This is a genomic window from Rhizobium sp. CB2179, from assembly GCF_057653455.1.
In genome coordinates, this window is record NZ_CM172781.1 from 4648073 (window position 1) to 4665790 (window position 17718).

The following is a 17718-nucleotide window of genomic DNA, read 5'->3' on the forward strand; positions in this document are numbered from 1 at the left end:
TTGACGCAAATAGGTCTGGTCCCGGCCCTAGCCTTCCTGTATGCGACCACCAAATAATGGCGCAAGCCTGGTCCGGGGCGATGAATGAAGCTGTCTTGCTCGTGCTTCATTTTCTGAAGAACTTGGACTACACGTTCACATCCATCGGCTTGATGCGGGAGGAAAAGAAACTTTATGACGACCAGACAGTCCAGCTTCTCGTATGAAGAACTCATCGCTTGCGCACATGGCGAGCTGTTCGGGCCCGGCAATGCGCAACTGCCCCTGCCGCCCATGCTGATGGTTCACCGCATCACGGACATTTCCGAAACGGGCGGCACCTTCGATAAGGGCTACCTCCGGGCCGAATACGACGTACGCCCCGACGACTGGTATTTCCCCTGCCATTTCGAAGGCAATCCGATCATGCCGGGCTGCCTCGGTCTCGACGGCATGTGGCAGCTGACCGGTTTCTTTCTGGGCTGGCTCGGCGAGCAAGGCCGCGGCATGGCGCTTTCGACCGGCGAAGTGAAATTCAAGGGCATGGTCCGGCCACAGACGAAGCTGATCGAATATGGCATCGACTTCAAGCGTGTCATGCGCGGCCGTCTGGTCCTCGGCACCGCCGACGGCTGGCTAAAGGCGGACGGCGAGACCATATATCAGGCGGCCGACCTTCGCGTCGGTCTATCGAAAGACAAGACGGCCTGAAACCGCGTTTCGAGCGGCTGACGAAAACAACAAAGGTTTGATCAGATGAGACGGGTAGTTGTCACGGGTCTGGGTGTCGTGTCCTCGATCGGAAACGACGCGGCCGAAGTCACCGAATCCTTGCGGCAGGCAAAGTCGGGTATCTCCTTTTCGAGCGATTTCGCCGAACATGGGTTCAAGTGCCAGGTCTGGGGCAGTCCGAAGCTCGGTTCGGCGGAACTTGCCGAACTGGTCGACCGCCGCGCCATGCGCTTCCTGTCGCAGGGCGGCGCCTGGAACCATGTCGCCATGAAACAGGCACTTGCCGATTCCGGCCTGGAAGAGAAAGACTACGCTCAGAACGAGCGTACCGGCATCATCATGGGCTCCGGCGGTCCGTCCACCCGCACCCTGATCGAAGCTGCCGAGATCACCATAAAAAATAACAGCCCGAAGCGCATCGGCCCCTTCGCCGTGCCGAAGGCGATGTCCTCGACCGCGTCGGCCACGCTCGCCACCTGGTTCAAGATCCACGGCGTCAATTATTCCATCTCGTCGGCTTGCTCGACGTCGGCGCATTGCATCGGCAACGCCGCCGAGATGATCCAGTGGGGCAAGCAGGACGTGATGTTCGCCGGCGGCCACGAGGATCTCGACTGGACGATGTCCAACCTCTTCGACGCCATGGGCGCCATGTCCTCCAAGTACAACGACACGCCGGACAGCGCCTCGCGCGCCTATGACGTCAACCGCGACGGCTTCGTCATCGCCGGCGGCGCCGGCGTGCTGGTGCTTGAGGAGCTGGAGCGCGCTAAGGCCCGCGGTGCCAAGATCTACGCAGAAATCGTCGGTTACGGCGCAACCTCGGACGGCTACGACATGGTCGCCCCCTCGGGCGAAGGCGCTATCCGCTGCATGCGCCAGGCGCTCGCCACCGTCAAAGGCGACGTCGACTACGTCAACACCCACGGCACATCGACGCCGGTCGGCGACAGCAAGGAAATCGGCGCCATCCGCGAAGTGTTCGGCTCGAAGATCCCGCATATCCAGTCGACCAAGTCGCTGACCGGCCATTCGCTTGGCGCTGCCGGGGTGCAGGAATCGATCTATTCCCTGCTGATGATGCAGCAAGGCTTCATCGGCGAAAGCGCTCATATCACCGAGCTCGATCCCGAATTCGAAGGTGTCCCGATCGTGCGCAAGCGCATCGACGACGCCAAGATCGACATTGCCCTCTCCAATTCCTTCGGCTTCGGTGGCACCAACGCCACGCTCGTCTTCCAGCGTTATAACGGATAATAATATGACGGGAATTATGCAGGGTAAGCGCGGGCTCGTTATGGGCGTCGCCAATAACCACTCGATCGCCTGGGGGATTTCAAAAGCTCTCGCCGCACAGGGTGCGGAACTCGCCTTCACCTATCAGGGCGATGCGCTCGGCAAGCGCGTCAGGCCGCTTGCTGCCGAGGTCAGCTCGGATTTCGTGCTGCCCTGCGACGTCGAGGACGTCGCCTCGGTCGATGCCGTGGTCGACGCGATCAAGGAGCGCTGGGGCAAGCTCGATTTCATCGTTCATGCCATCGGCTTTTCCGACAAGAACGAGCTGAAGGGTCTCTACGCCGATACGACGCGTGAGAATTTCAGCCGCACCATGGTCATTTCCTGTTTCTCCTTCACCGAGATCGCCAAGCGCTGCGCTCCGTTGATGGAAGATGGTGGTGCGATGCTGACGCTGACCTATAACGGCTCGACGCGCGTCATCCCGAACTACAACGTCATGGGGGTTGCCAAGGCAGCGCTCGAGGCTTCGGTGCGTTATCTCGCCGCCGACTACGGCCCGCGCGGCATCCGCGTCAATGCCATTTCCGCCGGCCCGATCCGCACGCTTGCCGGCGCCGGCATCTCCGATGCGCGCGCGATCCTCTCCTGGAACCAGCGCAATGCGCCGCTGCGCAAGACCGTGACCATCGATCAGGTCGGCAGCTCGGCTCTCTACCTGCTCTCCGACCTTTCCTCAGGCGTCACCGGCGAAATCCACTTCGTCGACGCCGGCTTCAACGTCACCTCCATGCCGACGCTGGAAACGCTGAGCAAAGCGGACGTCGAGTAAACGGCTACCCCATTTGAAACTCAAAGGCCGTGCGCAGATGATGCGCACGGCCTTTTTGTTGTTCGATGATAGGATCAGTGTCGAAGCCGCCTGAGCCCTATTTCTTCGCCCAGAGAACCTTGAACCGGGCGTTGCGGCAGGTTTCGCCGCTTTCCTTGAAATTCGCCGCCAGAACCGGCTCGTAAGGCAGGCCGCGATTGGCGACGAGCAGCAGGCGGCCGCCGCCGCGAAGGGCGGATGCGGCCGTCTTGATCATTGCCTGGCCGAGCGCCGGATCGGCCGCGTGTCCCTCATGGAAGGGTGGGTTCATGATGACGAGATCGTATTTGTCTTTGACCGGCTCACCCGCCAGATCGTGCCAGAAGAAGCGTGCAGGCGCGTTCGGGCAGTTCTTAGCCAGATTATCCCTGGCAGCCTCCAAAGCCGCGTGATCGGCCTCGTAGAGGTCGAGACGCGTCAGTCCACGCGACTTCCGCGCCTGCTCGACGGAGAGATAGCCCCATCCGGCGCCGAAATCCGCAACGTCGCCGGTGAAATCCTCAGGCAGGCGCGACGCCAGCAGCTCCGATCCTGCATCGATGCGGTCATGCGAGAACATGCCTGGAGTCGCTTGGAAACGACCATCGACGCGGACCGGCGCCTTTGCCAGCTTGGAGATAATCTCGTCTGCATCCGCCGGCCGGCCGAACCAGAAGGCGACGCCGTGATATTTCGGCATATAGTCGACGGCAATATTGAAACCTTCCATCCGCTTGCGTAGCGGCTGGATGCCGTCTTCCTTGGCGCCGGCAACGACGATCAGGCCGCCGAGCCGGGTGCGGGCGATCGCAGCGGCGAGATTGGCCTCGTTCTCGCCCTTGTGCTTGGTGCAGAGCACCAGAGCCGCATCGTAGTCTTCGCCGTCGATCTCCGGCTTCGCTTCGATCCGCTGGGCCAGCAGCTGCCGATAGAGCGGCCGGAAGCCCTGGACGGCGCTGAGCGAGGCGGCAAAGCCTTCCGGCAGCGCAAAGCCTGCCTCGGCGCCGAGGAAGAGCACGCGCTCGCCCTCGCCGGGCGCCGCGACTGTGCCGCTGGCAAAGGGATGGAACAGGGTCTTCAGCGTCTCGCTGCTCATGGTCTCGTCTCGTCCTAAAGCATGTCGCGCAAAAGTGTTCAGCGGTTTTGCGAGCACGACATGCGCAAAACCAAAGACCTGAAGTGCGGCTAGAGCGCCGCGCGTCTTTTCAGACGCGCTAAGGACGCTCTATCACTTTGAATCTGCGCATAACCCTTTCCGAAAATCGATTCCGACTTTCGGGGTTATGCGCTAGCGATCTGAAAGATCGCGCCGCGCTTTAGGATACAAAAAAGGGCGCGGAAGCATTCCCGCGCCCGGTATTGAATCTGGAAGGCGGCTTATTCGGCCGCTTCTTCCTTCTTCTTCTCGTTCGGGATTTCCTGGCCGGTGGCCTGGTCGACGACCTTCATCGACAGGCGAACCTTGCCGCGTTCGTCGAAGCCGAGCAGCTTGACCCAGACCTTGTCGCCTTCCTTGACGACGTCCTGCGTCTTAGCAACACGCTCGGAAGCGAGCTGCGAGATGTGGACGAGGCCGTCACGGGCACCGAAGAAGTTGACGAAGGCGCCGAAGTCGGCGGTCTTGACGACCGTGCCTTCGTAGACCTGGCCGATCTCAGGCTCGGCGACGATCGAGTGGATCCACTTGCGGGCCGCTTCGATTTCCTTGCCCGAAGACGAGGCGATCTTGACGGTGCCGTCATCCTCGATGTTGATCTTCGCGCCGGTCTTTTCGACGATTTCGCGAATGACCTTGCCGCCGGAGCCGATGACTTCACGGATCTTGTCGACCGGGATGTTCATGACTTCGATGCGCGGAGCGAATTCGCCGAGCTGGCCGCGGCTTTCGGTGATGGCCTTGGACATTTCGCCGAGGATGTGGACACGACCGCCCTGGGCTTGGCCAAGGGCGACCTTCATGATCTCTTCGGTGATACCGGTGATCTTGATGTCCATCTGCAGCGAGGTGATGCCGTCGGCGGTACCGGCGACCTTGAAGTCCATATCGCCGAGGTGGTCTTCGTCACCGAGAATGTCGGACAGGACAGCGAAGCGATCGCCTTCCAGGATCAGACCCATGGCGATACCGGCAACCGGCTTTGCCAGCGGAACGCCGGCGTCCATCAAAGCGAGCGAGGTACCGCAGACGGTCGCCATCGAGGACGAACCATTCGACTCGGTGATCTCGGAGACGACGCGCAGCGTGTAGGGGAATTGCTCAGGCGTCGGCAGCATCGGACGGATCGCGCGCCATGCGAGCTTGCCGTGGCCGATTTCGCGGCGACCCGGGGAGCCCATGCGGCCGGTCTCGCCAACCGAGTAGGGAGGGAAGTTGTAATGGAGCAGGAAGCGCTCCTTGTACATGCCCGTCAGACTGTCGACATACTGCTCGTCTTCGCCGGTGCCGAGCGTGGCAACCACGATCGCCTGGGTTTCGCCGCGGGTGAAGAGTGCCGAACCGTGGGTGCGCGGCAGAAGGCCGACTTCCGAAACGATCGGACGAACGGTTTCGAGGTTGCGGCCGTCGATGCGGCTCTTGGTGTCGAGGATGTTCCAGCGGACGATCTTCGCCTGCAGATGCTTGAAGATCGCGCCGACTTCCTCGGCCGTGTACTTGGCTTCGCCTTCCTCGGGGAGGAAATGCGCCTTCACCTTCGCCTTGACGGCGTCGACGGCGGCGTAGCGATCAGCCTTCTGGGTGATCTTGTAGGCTTCGCGAAGTTCACCTTCGGCAAGGCCGAGCATTTCGGTTTCGAGAGCGGAGTAGTCTGCCGGCTGGAAGTCGCGCGGCTCCTTGGCGGCCACTTCGGCGAGCTTGATGATCGCGTCGAGAACCGGCTGGAAGCCCTTGTGGCCGAACATGACGGCGCCGAGCATGATGTCTTCGTTAAGTTCCTTGGCTTCGGATTCCACCATCAGCACGGCGTCATAGGTGCCGGCGACGACGAGGTCGAGGCTCGATTCGTCCATCTCGTCGAGATGCGGGTTGAGAACGTATTCGCCGTTGATGTAGCCGACGCGCGCACCGCCGACGGGGCCCATGAAGGGAACGCCGGACAGCGTCAGCGCAGCCGAGGTGGCAACCATCGACAGCACGTCGGGATCGTTTTCGAGGTCATGCTGGATAACGGTAACGACAACCTGCGTGTCGTTCTTGTAGCCCTCAGGGAAGAGCGGGCGGATCGGGCGGTCGATCAGGCGGGAAACCAGGGTTTCCTTTTCGCTCGGACGGCCTTCGCGCTTGAAATAGCCGCCGGGGATCTTGCCGGCGGCATAGGTCTTTTCCTGGTAGTTGACGGTGAGCGGAAAGAAGTCCTGGCCGGCCTTCGGCGCCTTGGCCGAAACGACGGTGGCGAGAACGACGGTTTCGCCGTAGGTGGCGAGAACGGCGCCGTCGGCCTGACGGGCGATCTTGCCGGTTTCGAGTTTCAGCGGGCGGCCAGCCCACTCGATTTCCACTGTGTGTGTATCAAACATGTCTTGTCCTTCAATGCGGGAGCACGCGCCATCGCCGATATCAAGGCGCAGCGCACAGTCGACCGCAATCAATGTGACGTATCACGGGCAAGACAACGGGAGGCTTTTCATCCTCGGTTTCCTCAGGCATTCCTGAGAAACCGGGCCAAAGCTCATTGACAAGCCTTGGCCGAAAGCATCCGGCAATCCTGCCCCATGACAGGTCAACGGTTGGTTTGGCAGAACCGGCCCATCCGGGTCTGCCGGTCTTTCCACCGCTAAAAGATAGGGCGCGGCTGGAACATTTCATCGGGAGACGTGTCCCGAAACAGATCCGGCGGGCGCTCGGAAAGCGCCCGCCGGACAATCTTAGCGGCGGATACCCAGGCTGGTGATCAGCTTGGAATAGCGGCCTTCATCCTTCTTCTTGAGATAATCAAGAAGCGAGCGGCGGCTCGAAACCATCGTCAACAGGCCACGGCGGGAATGGTTATCCTTCTTGTGGTCCTTGAAGTGTTCGGTCAGGTTATTGATGCGTTCGGTCAGGATAGCGACCTGGACTTCCGGAGAACCGGTATCGCCTTCAACGGTCGCATATTCCTTGATCAGCGCAGACTTGCGCTCAGCAGTGATCGACATCGGGTTATCCTTTCTAAGAGGAGGAGATAAAGTCGCCAAAAGCCGGGATGTCGTCCAGCTTTGGCCGTGAATGCAAACGGGCGTACCCGATGCTGGCGCTGCCTATAAACCAAATATGGATCGATGGAAAGAGGGGTCGTCCTTGGCGGCTTCAACGGCCCGCCATGGCGCCCCGGACCATCCCGTCATAGGCTGCAGGATCCTGCAGCATGGCGAAATGGCTCACATCTTTCAGGATAACGAGTTTGGCGCCCGGAATCTGTTTTGCCATCATTTCCGTATGGTCGAGCTTTACGGCTTCATCATGATCGCCGATGGCAAGTGTGACCGGCACCGAGATCTTGCCAAGATCGGCGGCCGTCCAGGCCGGCTGGGTTGCCCACATTTCGGAGATCTGCTTGACGAAGGCGTCGTATTCGTTCGGCGTCGGCGAAAGCTTCCGGTACTGCTCGCCGGCGACGTTGATGTAGTCGTTGAAGGTCTTGTTGTCCATGACGTCAGCCTTGACGCCGTCTGTTGTGACGTTGGCTGCCTGGGCAATGACGCGGGTCAATTTTTCCGGGTGTTTCATCGCCATGTCGATGCCGATGATGCCGCCGTCCGACCATCCGACAAGCGTCACCTTGTCGATCTTCAGATAGTCGAGAAGTGCCACATAATCCGATGTCATCAGGTCATAGCCGAAGGGCTGCTGGCTGCGCGTCGAACGTCCATGGCCGCGGCTGTCGGCAACGATGACCCGATGATCCTTGGCAAAATCGGCGACCTGGTGACCCCAGACCTCGGCATTTCCAAGACCGCCATGAATGAACAGGATGGGGTCGCCTTCGCCGTATTCGGCGTAATACATCTTGATGTCGTTCACCTCGGCCATGCCGCTCGTCTTTGCCACCGGCATCGAAGGAAAGGCCGGAAGCTCGGCCCAGCGCTCGGCGGATTGAGCGCCGGTGACGGCGAGAAACATCGAAAAGAACGTCAGGATTCCGATAGCAGTTACGCGCATAATCTTTCCCTCTGTCAGGCCCCCATGGCCCCTCGGGCCGCTATGGCTGCCCGACAGGGAAGATATCGCATCGCGACCGGCTGACAATCGCTGTCTTGTCGGAAAGCCAGATAGGCTCAGGCGAAAACCCGCTTCGGGCGAAACTCGCCCTGGCCGATCTCGCCGATCGCGATCAGCTTGCCGCGGGCCGTCGCATAGGCTTCGCTTTCGGCAACCGGCGCATCGCGGCCACGCACCAGGATCGGGTTGCCCATCTTCAGCCGGTGCGCCTGGTCGTCATTGATGACCAGATGGGGCAGGGAGGATAGCGCTTCGCAGGTGTTGATCAGCAGCGCGTCGAGGGCCGCCAGGCGCTCGTCCATATCCTCGATCGCCTCCAGCGCCACGAGATCCGCGAGCGGCACCATGGCCTCTTCCGCGAAAGGCGCGACGAAGGTGCGCCGCAGCCCGGACACATGGCCGTAGCAGCCGAGCTCGCGCCCGAAATCGCGCGCCAGCGCCCTGACATAGGTACCCTTGCCGCATTCCACTTCGAAATGCGCGCTATCGGCGTCCGGGCAGGCAATCAAGGTCAGCCGGAAGATATCGACCTCACGCGAGGGGATTTCGACGGTTTCGCCTTCGCGCGCCAGATCATAGGCGCGTTCACCTGCGATCTTGATAGCGGAAAACTGCGGCGGCACCTGGCTGATGGTACCGATATATCCAGGCAGGATGTCGCGGATCTGCTGTTCGCTCGGGCGTTTGTCCGAACTCTCCGTCACTTCGCCCTCGAGATCGTCGGTCGCCCGCTCCTCGCCCCAGCTCACCGTGAATTCATAGATCTTGCGGCCGTCCATCACGTAGGGGACGGTCTTCGTCGCGTCGCCAAGCGCGATCGGCAGCATGCCGGAGGCGAGCGGATCGAGCGTGCCGGCATGACCGGCCTTCTCAGCCTTATAGAGCCACTTGATCTTGGAGACGGCTTCCGTCGAGCCGAAATCCACCGGCTTGTCGAGGATCAGCCAGCCGGAAATCGGCCGGCCTTTGGGTTTGCGTGGTTTGGACATGCGTCTCTTCTGTTTATTGTTCGTCATTATCGCCGTCGAGGTCGCGGCTCACCTCGGGCGAACGCAGCAGCTCGTCGATCTTCTTGTAGTTGTCGAAGCTGGTATCGTCGCGGAAGCGTACCTCCGGCATGTATTTCATCTGCCGAAGCTGCGGCCCGAGCCGGCCACGGATGAACCTTGCATGGCGGTTCAACGCCTTGATGACGATGCTGTGGTCTGAAACGCCGAGCGGCGTCACATAGGCGGTAGCGATCTTGAGGTCCGTCGACATGCGCACTTCCGAGATCGAGATCACGGTCGCCTCGATGATTTCGTCACGCACTTCGCCGCGCTGCAGCACCTGGGTGAGAGCGGCGCGAACCTGTTCGCCAATGCGCAGCATGCGCTGCGAAGGCGCGGAAGAAGTTGGTCTGGTCATTGTTATCTCTATTTGCCGATGCGGCTGGGAATCGAACCCGTCAAAGGAGAGCGTCCATGACTCTTTTGGTCCAAAAGGTCAAGTCAGCAGATGCCCGAAAGCCATCCGCCGGCTGGCGGATGGCTTTCGGAAAAGTTCAGGCGCAGCAGCTTAGAGCGTGCGCGTGATATGCTCGACGCGGAAGCACTCGATGACGTCGCCGGCGCGCATGTCCTCGTAGTTTTCGAAGGCCATGCCGCATTCCTGACCCATCGGCACTTCGGACACTTCGTCCTTGAAGCGCTTGAGCGTCTTGAGCTTGCCTTCGTGAACGACGACGTCGTTGCGGATGAGGCGGACGCCCGCACCACGTTCGACCTTGCCTTCGACGACACGGCAGCCTGCGACCTTGCCGACCTTGGTGATGTTGAACACCTCGAGGATCTCGGCATTGCCGATGAAGGTTTCGCGCCGCTCCGGAGACAAGAGGCCCGACATCGCTGCCTTCACATCATCCACGAGGTCGTAGATGATGTTGTAGTAGCGGATTTCGATGCCTTCGCGTTCGGCGAACTGGCGTGCCTGCGTATTTGCACGGACGTTGAAGCCGATGATGGCCGCGTTCGAGGCTTCGGCGAGCGAGATATCCGACTCGGTGATGCCGCCGGCGCCCGAATGGACGATGCGGGCGCGCACTTCGTCGGTGCCAAGCTTCTCCAGCGCACCGGCAATCGCTTCGATCGAGCCCTGCACGTCACCCTTGATGACCAGCGGGAACTCCTTGATGCCGACGCTCTGGCGTTGCATCATCATCTGTTCCAGCGAACCGCGCTGTCCCGACTGGCGGGCAGCCGCCTTGTCGCGGGCCAGACGCTGACGATATTCCGAGATTTCGCGGGCGCGGCTTTCGCTTTCGACGACGGCGAACTTGTCGCCCGCCTGCGGCGTGCCGGAAAGACCGAGAACCTCGACCGGCGTTGCCGGACCGGCTTCCTTCACATGGTCGCCCTTGTCGGTGACGAGAGCGCGCACGCGGCCCCAGACGTCGCCGGCGACGATGATCTGGCCGGGACGCAGCGTGCCCTTCTGCACGAGCACGGTCGCGACCGAACCACGGCCACGATCGAGCTGGGCTTCGATGACAGTGCCTTCCGCCGTCCGGTTCGCATTGGCCTTGAGATCGAGAATTTCCGCTTGCAGCAGGATCGCCTCGAGCAGTTTGTCGAGGTTCTTGCCGGTCTTGGCCGAAACCTCGACGTCAAGCACTTCGCCGCCCATGGATTCCACGAAAACTTCGTGCTGCAGCAGCTGGTTGCGGACCTTCTGCGGATCAGCCTCGTGCTTGTCGACCTTGTTGATCGCCACGATGATCGGGACACCGGCCGCCTTGGCGTGGTTGATCGATTCGATCGTCTGCGGCATCACGCTGTCGTCGGCTGCGACGACCAGGATCGCGATGTCGGTCGCCTGCGCACCACGGGCACGCATTGCCGTGAAGGCGGCGTGGCCGGGCGTATCGATGAAGGTGATCTTCTGACCGTTCTGCTCCACCTGATAGGCGCCGATATGCTGGGTGATGCCACCGGCTTCGCCGGAGACTACGTTGGCATGACGGATGGCGTCGAGCAGCGAGGTCTTGCCGTGGTCGACATGGCCCATGATGGTAACGACGGGCGGGCGCGAAACCAGTTCGCCATCGTCGTCGGACACGTTGAAGATGCCGAGTTCGACGTCGGATTCCGACACGCGCCTGACCGTATGGCCGAATTCGCCGGCGATGATTTCGGCAAGGTCGGCGTCGATGACGTCGCCCGGCTTCATCATCTGGCCTTCCTTCATCAGGTACTTGATGACGTCGACGGCGCGTTCGGACATGCGCTGCGACAGCTCCTGAATGGTGATGGTCTCGGGCAGAACCACCTCGCGGGAGATTTTCTCGCGGGTTTCCTGCATCTGACCGCGGCGGAACTTCTCCTGCCGGCGACGCATCGCCGAGAGCGAACGACCGCGGGCATTGTCCTCGCCGTCGACGTTGGCAGTGGTGATCGTCAACTTGCCGCGACGGCGCTCTTCATCCGTCTTCGGACGAGTCGTGACCGGCTTTGCGGGTTCCGGGCGAACGACGCGGCCACGGACTGGGCCGCCACGCGCTGCGCCACGATCGTCTTCTTCCTTTTCGTCGCGGCGGCCGCGAACGGCCCCAGGGACGGCAGCGCCGGCTGCCGGACGGGCAGCAGGTGCTCCAGCCGCATCGGGCCGGCGCGCGGCCGGTGCCGACGATGCGGGCTGCTGCGGCCGTGCCACGTCGGTGCGTGCTTCGGCCGGAGCCGGTTCTGCGGCTGCAGGTTCAGCAACAGCGGGTGCCTCAGCCTGCCGGATAGCCTCTTCAGCGGCCCGGCGGACAGCTTCTTCCGCTTCGGCTGCCTTGCGGATAACCTCTTCGGCGGCACGGAGCTTTTCTTCCTCGGCGCGGCGGATCGCATCCTGCGCGTCACGCGCCTGGGAGTCGGCAAGCGCGCGGCGGCGGGCGTCCATCTCTTCCGGCGACAGATGGTTCAGCACCACCGGGCGCGGACGATCGTTCTGGCGCGGCGGCTGGTGAGACTGCTGCGGCGGACGCTGGTTCGTCTGGTTGTTGTTGCCCTGCTGAACCCGCGGTGCCGGCGTCGGCTGCTGCGGACGCGCCTGCACGGGCGCGGGCGCCGGTTCGGCTGCGCGCACGGGGGCCGCCGGAGCGACGGGCGTGACCGGCTTTTCGTCTTCCGGGCGCATCGGGCGCCGCTTACGGGTCTCGACGACGACCGCCTTGGTGCGACCTCGACCCATATCCTGGCGAACGGTACCCTGGCTCATCCCCGATGGTTTCAGGGTGAGTGTCTTTTTGCCCGCTACGCTGATTGTCTTGTCGTCGTTACTATCGGTCATTCGTTCCCGTTCCTTCGGACAGGGAGCGATGACTAGATCAGACCCTGTCGTTCAATACTGTCGATCAATGAGGATGGGACCGGCCGATGCCGGTGACCGCCTCATTGTTTTAGCCGGCCAGCGCCGCCCGCTGCCCGGGACTGACCGCCAATACGGTACTGTTCGAGCATCTTTGCGCGCTTCACTACACCTTCACCCGCCTGCCCTGCAAGCACTGCGGCATGGATAAAAGCATTCTGGCCCATCAGGCCTTCCATTTCGCTCTCCGAGAAGAGACGGAAGGAAGGTATCTCCTCCTCGGTCTCCATTCCGAGGTGCCAGGCCTTGCGGGCCTGGTCGATTTTCCGGACGCCGTCGTCCGCTGCACCAGTCGCATGGAACACCGCAAGGGCTGCTCCGCTTCTGACCGCGGCATCCACTTTCGAGGACCCGCTGACGAACTGGCCGGCTTTCCGCGCCATGTTCATCATCTGCATCAATTGCGCCGCGAGCAGCCGATCGACACTCGCGCCGAGATCGTCCGCCGCCTTTACATCCGTCTTCAGCGCGCGGGCGAAGAGCTTCTTCGCCACCGCCCTGTCGACCAGCGATCGGTCGATCTTCACCCAGCATCCGCGTCCCGGAAGCTCGCGCTTCAGATCGGCGACAACTGTTCCATCGGGAGCGGCGACGAAGCGGATCAGCTCTTCCGGCGATCCGCTTTCGCGCGTCACGATGCACATGCGTCCGTTCACGTCATAACCTGCAAGATCGTCGTCCTCGAGAGGAGCGTCCGGTTCATGCGCGGTCATCATGCTTCTTGTTCGGCTTCGGTGACCTCTTCTTCGGTCCCCTTATCCAGGTCCTCTTGCGTGATCCAGCCAGCCGAAAGGCGGGCCTGGACGATCATCTGTTCTGCTTCGACGCGTGAGACGTCGAACTTCGAGAACAGGCCCTCGAACTTCTTCGTTTCGCCGTTCTTGCGTTCCGACCAGCCGACGAGATCGTCGGCAGCGCAGCCGGCAAAGTCCTCGATCGACTTGATGCCGTCTTCGCCGAGCGCCACCATCATCTGGGCGGTCATGCCGTTGATTTCACGCAGTTCGTCCTGGACACCGAGCGCCTTGCGCTTCTCGTCCATCTCGGCTTCGAGACGCTCGAGGAATTCGCGGGCGCGCTGCTGGATTTCCTGCGCCGTCTCCTCGTCGAAACCGTCGATCGAGGAGATTTCGTCGAGATCGACATAAGCCAGTTCTTCAACTGCGGCAAAACCCTCCGAAGCCAGAACCTGGCCGACCATCTCGTCGACATCGAGCGAATCCATGAACAGGTTGGTGCGCTCGTTGAATTCCTTCTGGCGGCGTTCCGATTCCTCGGCCTCCGTCATGATGTCGATATCCCAGCCGGTCAGCTGCGAAGCGAGGCGGACGTTCTGGCCGCGGCGGCCGATCGCAAGCGACAGCTGCTCGTCGGGAACGACGACTTCGATGCGCTCGGCATCCTCGTCGAGAACGACCTTGGCGACTTCGGCCGGCTGCAGGGCGTTGACGACGAAGGTCGCCGGGTCTTGGCTCCACGGAATGATGTCGATCTTTTCGCCCTGGAGTTCGCCGACGACGGCCTGAACGCGCGAGCCGCGCATACCGACGCAGGCGCCGACCGGATCGATCGAACTGTCGTTCGAGATCACCGCTATCTTGGCGCGAGAACCCGGGTCGCGGGCGACCGACTTCACCTGGATGATGCCGTCGTAGATCTCCGGCACTTCCATGGTGAAGAGCTTCACCATGAATTGCGGATGCGTGCGCGACAGGAAGATCTGCGGGCCGCGCTGCTCGCGACGGACATCATAGACATAGGCACGGACGCGATCGCCATAACGGACGTTTTCGCGCGGGATCATTTCGTCGCGGCGGATAATGCCTTCGCCACGGCCGAGATCGACGATGACGTTGCCATATTCGACGCGCTTGACGGTACCGTTGACGATTTCGCCGACGCGATCCTTGAATTCGTCGAACTGGCGGTCGCGCTCGGCTTCACGCACCTTCTGCACGATCACCTGCTTGGCCGACTGTGCGGCGATGCGGCCGAAATCCATCGGGGGCAGCGGATCGGCGATGAAATCGCCGAGTGCGGCGTCCGGGTTGCGGTCGCGGGCTAGTTCCAGCGGGATCTGCGTCGAATAATCCTCGGCCTTCTCGACGACTTCGAGCAAGCGCTGCAGGCGGATTTCGCCGGTCTTCGGATTGATGTCGGCCCGGATGTTGGACTCGGTGCCGTAACGGGAGCGTGCCGCCTTCTGGATGGCATCGGCCATGGCGGCCAGCACGATCTCGCGGTCGATGACTTTTTCGCGCGCCACTGCATCTGCGATCTGCAGAAGTTCGAGCCGGTTCGCACTGACTGCCATTGTCTTGTTTCTCCGTCTTTACTCCAGGGTTCCCGTCCCTGGAGCGGTCTGTTGATCGGTTATTCTTCGTCGTCCGCTTCGTTCTGGTTGGCGGCCTGGGCTTTCGCCAGCTTGTCGGCGCGCAACGCGTCGCGGATCAGGTCGTCGGTCAGAATGAGCTTCGCATCGCTAAGCGCCGTGAAGGGAATGGTGACCTTCTGCTCTTCCCCATAGGCGATCTGGTCACGCTCGAGCGTGAAACCATCAGTGCCTGCTTCGACGATCTTGCCGCGGAAGCGCTTGCGATTGTCGATCAAGATCGACGTCTCGCATTTCACAAGGTGGCCCTGCCAGCGGACGAAATCGGATTTCCGCACCATCGGACGGTCGATGCCGGGCGAAGACACTTCCAGATGATACTCTTTATCGACCGGATCTTCCACATCGAGGACGGGAGAAATCGCCATCGAGACTTCTTCGCAATCCTGGACCGTCATCGTGCCGTCGTTGCGTTCGGCCATGACCTGCATCGTCGCGCCGTTCTGGTTCATCATGCGGACGCGGATGAGCCGGAAGCCCAGGTCGACGAGAACGGGTTCGATGATATCGGCAAGACGCTGGTCGAGCCCGGTTTCGGTAATCAGCCGCGGCTCACGTTCGTTGTCTGCGTTTGTCAGATCCGACAAGCGGTGCGCTCCTCGCAATTTCATGCTTTTTTGGCGATCACGCTAATAAAAAAGAGCGGGTCCTTGCGGCCCACTCTTCATCAAGCGATCAAGAATTTGAGAGGCATATAGTCGGGTTTTTCCGAAATTGCAAGGTCTGCGACCGATTCGGCCAATTCGCTTCCGGCAACGTGATGAGGCCTATGGCCAGCGCCGGTCTTGCGCATATATTGCCGTTGGCGCGCAATAACAAAAGCGGGAGAAATCGTGGCCTACACTTCGTCGACATTGGCGCCTTTGCGGCACGATACCTACCGCACCATCTGGTTCGCGAGCCTTTCTTCGAATTTTGGCGGCCTGATCCAGGCGGTCGGCGCCGCCTGGATGATGACGACGATCACCGCCTCGGAGGACATGGTGGCGCTGGTGCAGACCTCGACGGCGCTGCCGATCATGCTGTTTTCGCTAATATCGGGTGCGCTGGCCGACAATTATGACCGCCGCCGGGTGATGCTGACGGCGCAGTGCATGATGCTCACGGTTTCGGCGCTGCTGACGGCCTTAGCCCTTCTCGGCTGGATCACGCCCTGGCTGCTGCTCTTCTTCACCTTCCTGATCGGCTGCGGCACCGCGCTCAACAATCCCTCCTGGCAGGCCTCGGTCGGCGACATGGTGCCGCGCGCCGATCTGCCGGCCGCGGTCACGCTGAACAGCATGGGATTCAACATCACCCGCAGCGTCGGCCCGGCGATCGGCGGCGTCATCGTCGCGGCTGCCGGCGCGGCCGCGGCCTTCGCGGTGAACACGCTGAGTTACCTCGCCTTGATCTATGCCCTGCTGCGCTGGCGTCCAGTCGCGCCCGTCTCGACCCTGCCGCGCGAGGCGCTCGGCAGCGCCATCTTCGCCGGCCTGCGTTATGTCTCGATGTCGCCTAATCTCGAAAAGGTCCTTGTCAGGGGACTGCTCTTCGGCATCGGCGCCAGCTCGATCCTGGCGCTGCTGCCGGTCGTCGCCCTCGATCTCGTTGCCGGCGGGCCGCTGACCTATGGTTTCATGCTCGGCGCCTTCGGCATCGGCGCGATTGGCGGTGCGGTGCTGAATGCCAGGCTTCGCCAGGTGCTTTCCAGCGAGATGATTATCCGCCTCTCCTTTGCCGGCTTCGCATTGAGCGCGGTCATCGCAGCCGTGAGTCCGAGCGCCGTCCTGACCTCTGCCGGGCTGCTCGTTTCCGGCGCCTGCTGGGTCTCCGCACTTTCGCTCTTCAACACCATCGTCCAGCTTTCGACGCCGCGCTGGGTGGTCGGCCGGGCGCTGTCGCTCTACCAGACCGTCACCTTCGGCGGCATTGCCGGCGGCAGCTGGCTGTGGGGCGTCGCCGCCGATCGTTACGGCGTTGCCGATGCGCTGCTGATGTCATCCGTCGTCATGCTGCTCGGCATCGCCATCGGCCTGCGTTTTTCGATGCCGGCCTTCGCCTCGCTCAATCTCGATCCACTGAATCGCTTCACCGAGCCGGCCCTCAGTCTCGACATTACACCGCGCAGCGGCCCGATCGTCATCCAGGTCGATTACGAGATCGCCGATGAGGACCTTGCCGAGTTCATGGAATTGATGGGGGAACGCCGACGCATCCGCATCCGCGACGGCGCCCGCAACTGGGCGCTAATGCGTGATCTCGAAAATCCCAGCCTTTGGACGGAAACCTACCACACGCCGACCTGGGTCGAATATATTAGACACAACCAGCGGCGCACGCAGGCCGATGCCGAAAATACCGACAGGCTGCGTGCGCTTCACCGCGGCGAAGGTCCGCTGCATGTCCACCGCATGATCGAACGCCAGGCCATTCCGCCCGGCGACGACGTCTTCCACAAGGCGCCGATCGATCTGCATCATTGAGACTAGCTAGCAGAGATCAAAAATGTATAGATTCGGGCTCGCCCGCCAATCCGATCTGGCCGCCATCATCCGGCTTCTGGCCGATGACGATCTTGGCGGCAGCAGGGAGATCGTTTCGGATCCTGTCGACGCGCGTTATCTCTCGGCCTTTGCCGCAATCGAGGCGGACGCCAATCAGCTTCTGGCCGTCGCAAGCGATGCGACCGATCGGGTCGTCGGCTGCCTGCAGCTGAGTTTTGTTCCCGGTCTTTCGAGGACGGGTATGTGGCGCGGCCAGGTTGAAAGCGTGCGTGTGGCAAGCGATCTTCGCGGTTCTGGCCTCGGCGCGCAATTCATCGAATGGGCGATCGCCCAATGCGCCGAGCGCGGCTGCGGATTGGTGCAGCTGACATCGGACAAGACGCGAGGGGATGCGATCCACTTCTACGAGAGGCTCGGTTTCGTCGCCAGCCATGAAGGTTTGAAACGCAATCTCTGA

15 protein-coding genes are annotated in these 17718 nt (G+C 61.7%); 5 read left to right on the forward strand and 10 right to left on the reverse strand.

Going from position 1 to position 17718, the window contains the following annotated elements; all coding sequences use genetic code 11:
- Window positions 1-174 precede the first annotated feature (174 nt).
- The 3 genes from fabA to fabI are packed head-to-tail and all read left to right on the forward strand — an operon-like array spanning window position 175 to window position 2779.
- A complete protein-coding gene (gene fabA, locus AC244Q_RS22735; protein WP_003555774.1) occupies window positions 175-690 on the forward strand; it encodes a 3-hydroxyacyl-[acyl-carrier-protein] dehydratase FabA in 516 nt (171 codons plus the stop codon).
- A 45-nt stretch (window positions 691-735) separates the two neighbouring features.
- Complete coding sequence (gene fabB, locus AC244Q_RS22740; protein WP_012759646.1) at window positions 736-1968, forward strand: beta-ketoacyl-ACP synthase I; 1233 nt, start codon at window positions 736-738, stop codon at window positions 1966-1968.
- A gap of 4 nt (window positions 1969-1972) precedes the next feature.
- On the forward strand, window positions 1973-2779 hold the full coding sequence (gene fabI / locus AC244Q_RS22745; protein ID WP_113546614.1) for an enoyl-ACP reductase FabI: 807 nt from the start codon (window positions 1973-1975) through the stop codon (window positions 2777-2779).
- 97 nt (window positions 2780-2876) lie between these two features.
- Here fabI and AC244Q_RS22750 read toward each other — a convergent pair whose 3' ends face one another.
- From AC244Q_RS22750 to rimP, 10 genes are all read right to left on the reverse strand, one after another.
- On the reverse strand, window positions 2877-3893 hold the full coding sequence (locus AC244Q_RS22750) for a class I SAM-dependent methyltransferase (protein ID WP_113546613.1): 1017 nt from the start codon (window positions 3891-3893) through the stop codon (window positions 2877-2879).
- Window positions 3894-4174: 281 nt separating this feature from the next.
- A complete protein-coding gene (pnp, locus tag AC244Q_RS22755) occupies window positions 4175-6313 on the reverse strand; it encodes a polyribonucleotide nucleotidyltransferase (RefSeq protein WP_012759648.1) in 2139 nt (712 codons plus the stop codon).
- 348 nt (window positions 6314-6661) lie between these two features.
- Window positions 6662-6931, reverse strand: coding sequence for a 30S ribosomal protein S15 (gene rpsO, locus AC244Q_RS22760; protein ID WP_003544317.1), 270 nt, complete (start codon window positions 6929-6931; stop codon window positions 6662-6664).
- A 151-nt stretch (window positions 6932-7082) separates the two neighbouring features.
- Window positions 7083-7934, reverse strand: a complete 852-nt coding sequence (locus AC244Q_RS22765) for an alpha/beta fold hydrolase (protein WP_012759649.1) — start codon at window positions 7932-7934, stop codon at window positions 7083-7085.
- A 116-nt stretch (window positions 7935-8050) separates the two neighbouring features.
- Window positions 8051-8983 (reverse strand): tRNA pseudouridine(55) synthase TruB, encoded by a 933-nt coding sequence (truB, locus tag AC244Q_RS22770; protein ID WP_012759650.1) that lies wholly within the window; start codon window positions 8981-8983, stop codon window positions 8051-8053.
- A 13-nt stretch (window positions 8984-8996) separates the two neighbouring features.
- The gene (rbfA, locus tag AC244Q_RS22775; protein WP_012759651.1) at window positions 8997-9401 is read right to left on the reverse strand and encodes a 30S ribosome-binding factor RbfA; all 405 of its coding nucleotides are present in this window, start codon (window positions 9399-9401) and stop codon (window positions 8997-8999) included.
- 150 nt (window positions 9402-9551) lie between these two features.
- Window positions 9552-12305, reverse strand: coding sequence for a translation initiation factor IF-2 (gene infB / locus AC244Q_RS22780; protein WP_012759652.1), 2754 nt, complete (start codon window positions 12303-12305; stop codon window positions 9552-9554).
- A gap of 101 nt (window positions 12306-12406) precedes the next feature.
- Window positions 12407-13099, reverse strand: a complete 693-nt coding sequence (locus tag AC244Q_RS22785) for an RNA-binding protein (RefSeq protein ID WP_003544325.1) — start codon at window positions 13097-13099, stop codon at window positions 12407-12409.
- Entirely contained in the window at window positions 13096-14697 is a 1602-nt protein-coding gene (gene nusA / locus AC244Q_RS22790; RefSeq protein ID WP_003544328.1) for a transcription termination factor NusA, read from the reverse strand. The genes AC244Q_RS22785 and nusA overlap by 4 nt, the downstream gene beginning before the upstream one ends.
- 59 nt (window positions 14698-14756) lie before the next feature.
- Window positions 14757-15362: a ribosome maturation factor RimP gene (gene rimP, locus AC244Q_RS22795; RefSeq protein WP_003544329.1), complete on the reverse strand. Its 606-nt coding sequence runs from the start codon at window positions 15360-15362 to the stop codon at window positions 14757-14759.
- A gap of 198 nt (window positions 15363-15560) precedes the next feature.
- On the opposite strand from rimP, the gene AC244Q_RS22800 reads away from it, so the two are divergent.
- Window positions 15561-17240: an MFS transporter gene (locus tag AC244Q_RS22800; protein ID WP_206641030.1), complete on the forward strand. Its 1680-nt coding sequence runs from the start codon at window positions 15561-15563 to the stop codon at window positions 17238-17240.
- A gap of 22 nt (window positions 17241-17262) precedes the next feature.
- Complete coding sequence (locus tag AC244Q_RS22805) at window positions 17263-17718, forward strand: GNAT family N-acetyltransferase (protein WP_113546611.1); 456 nt, start codon at window positions 17263-17265, stop codon at window positions 17716-17718.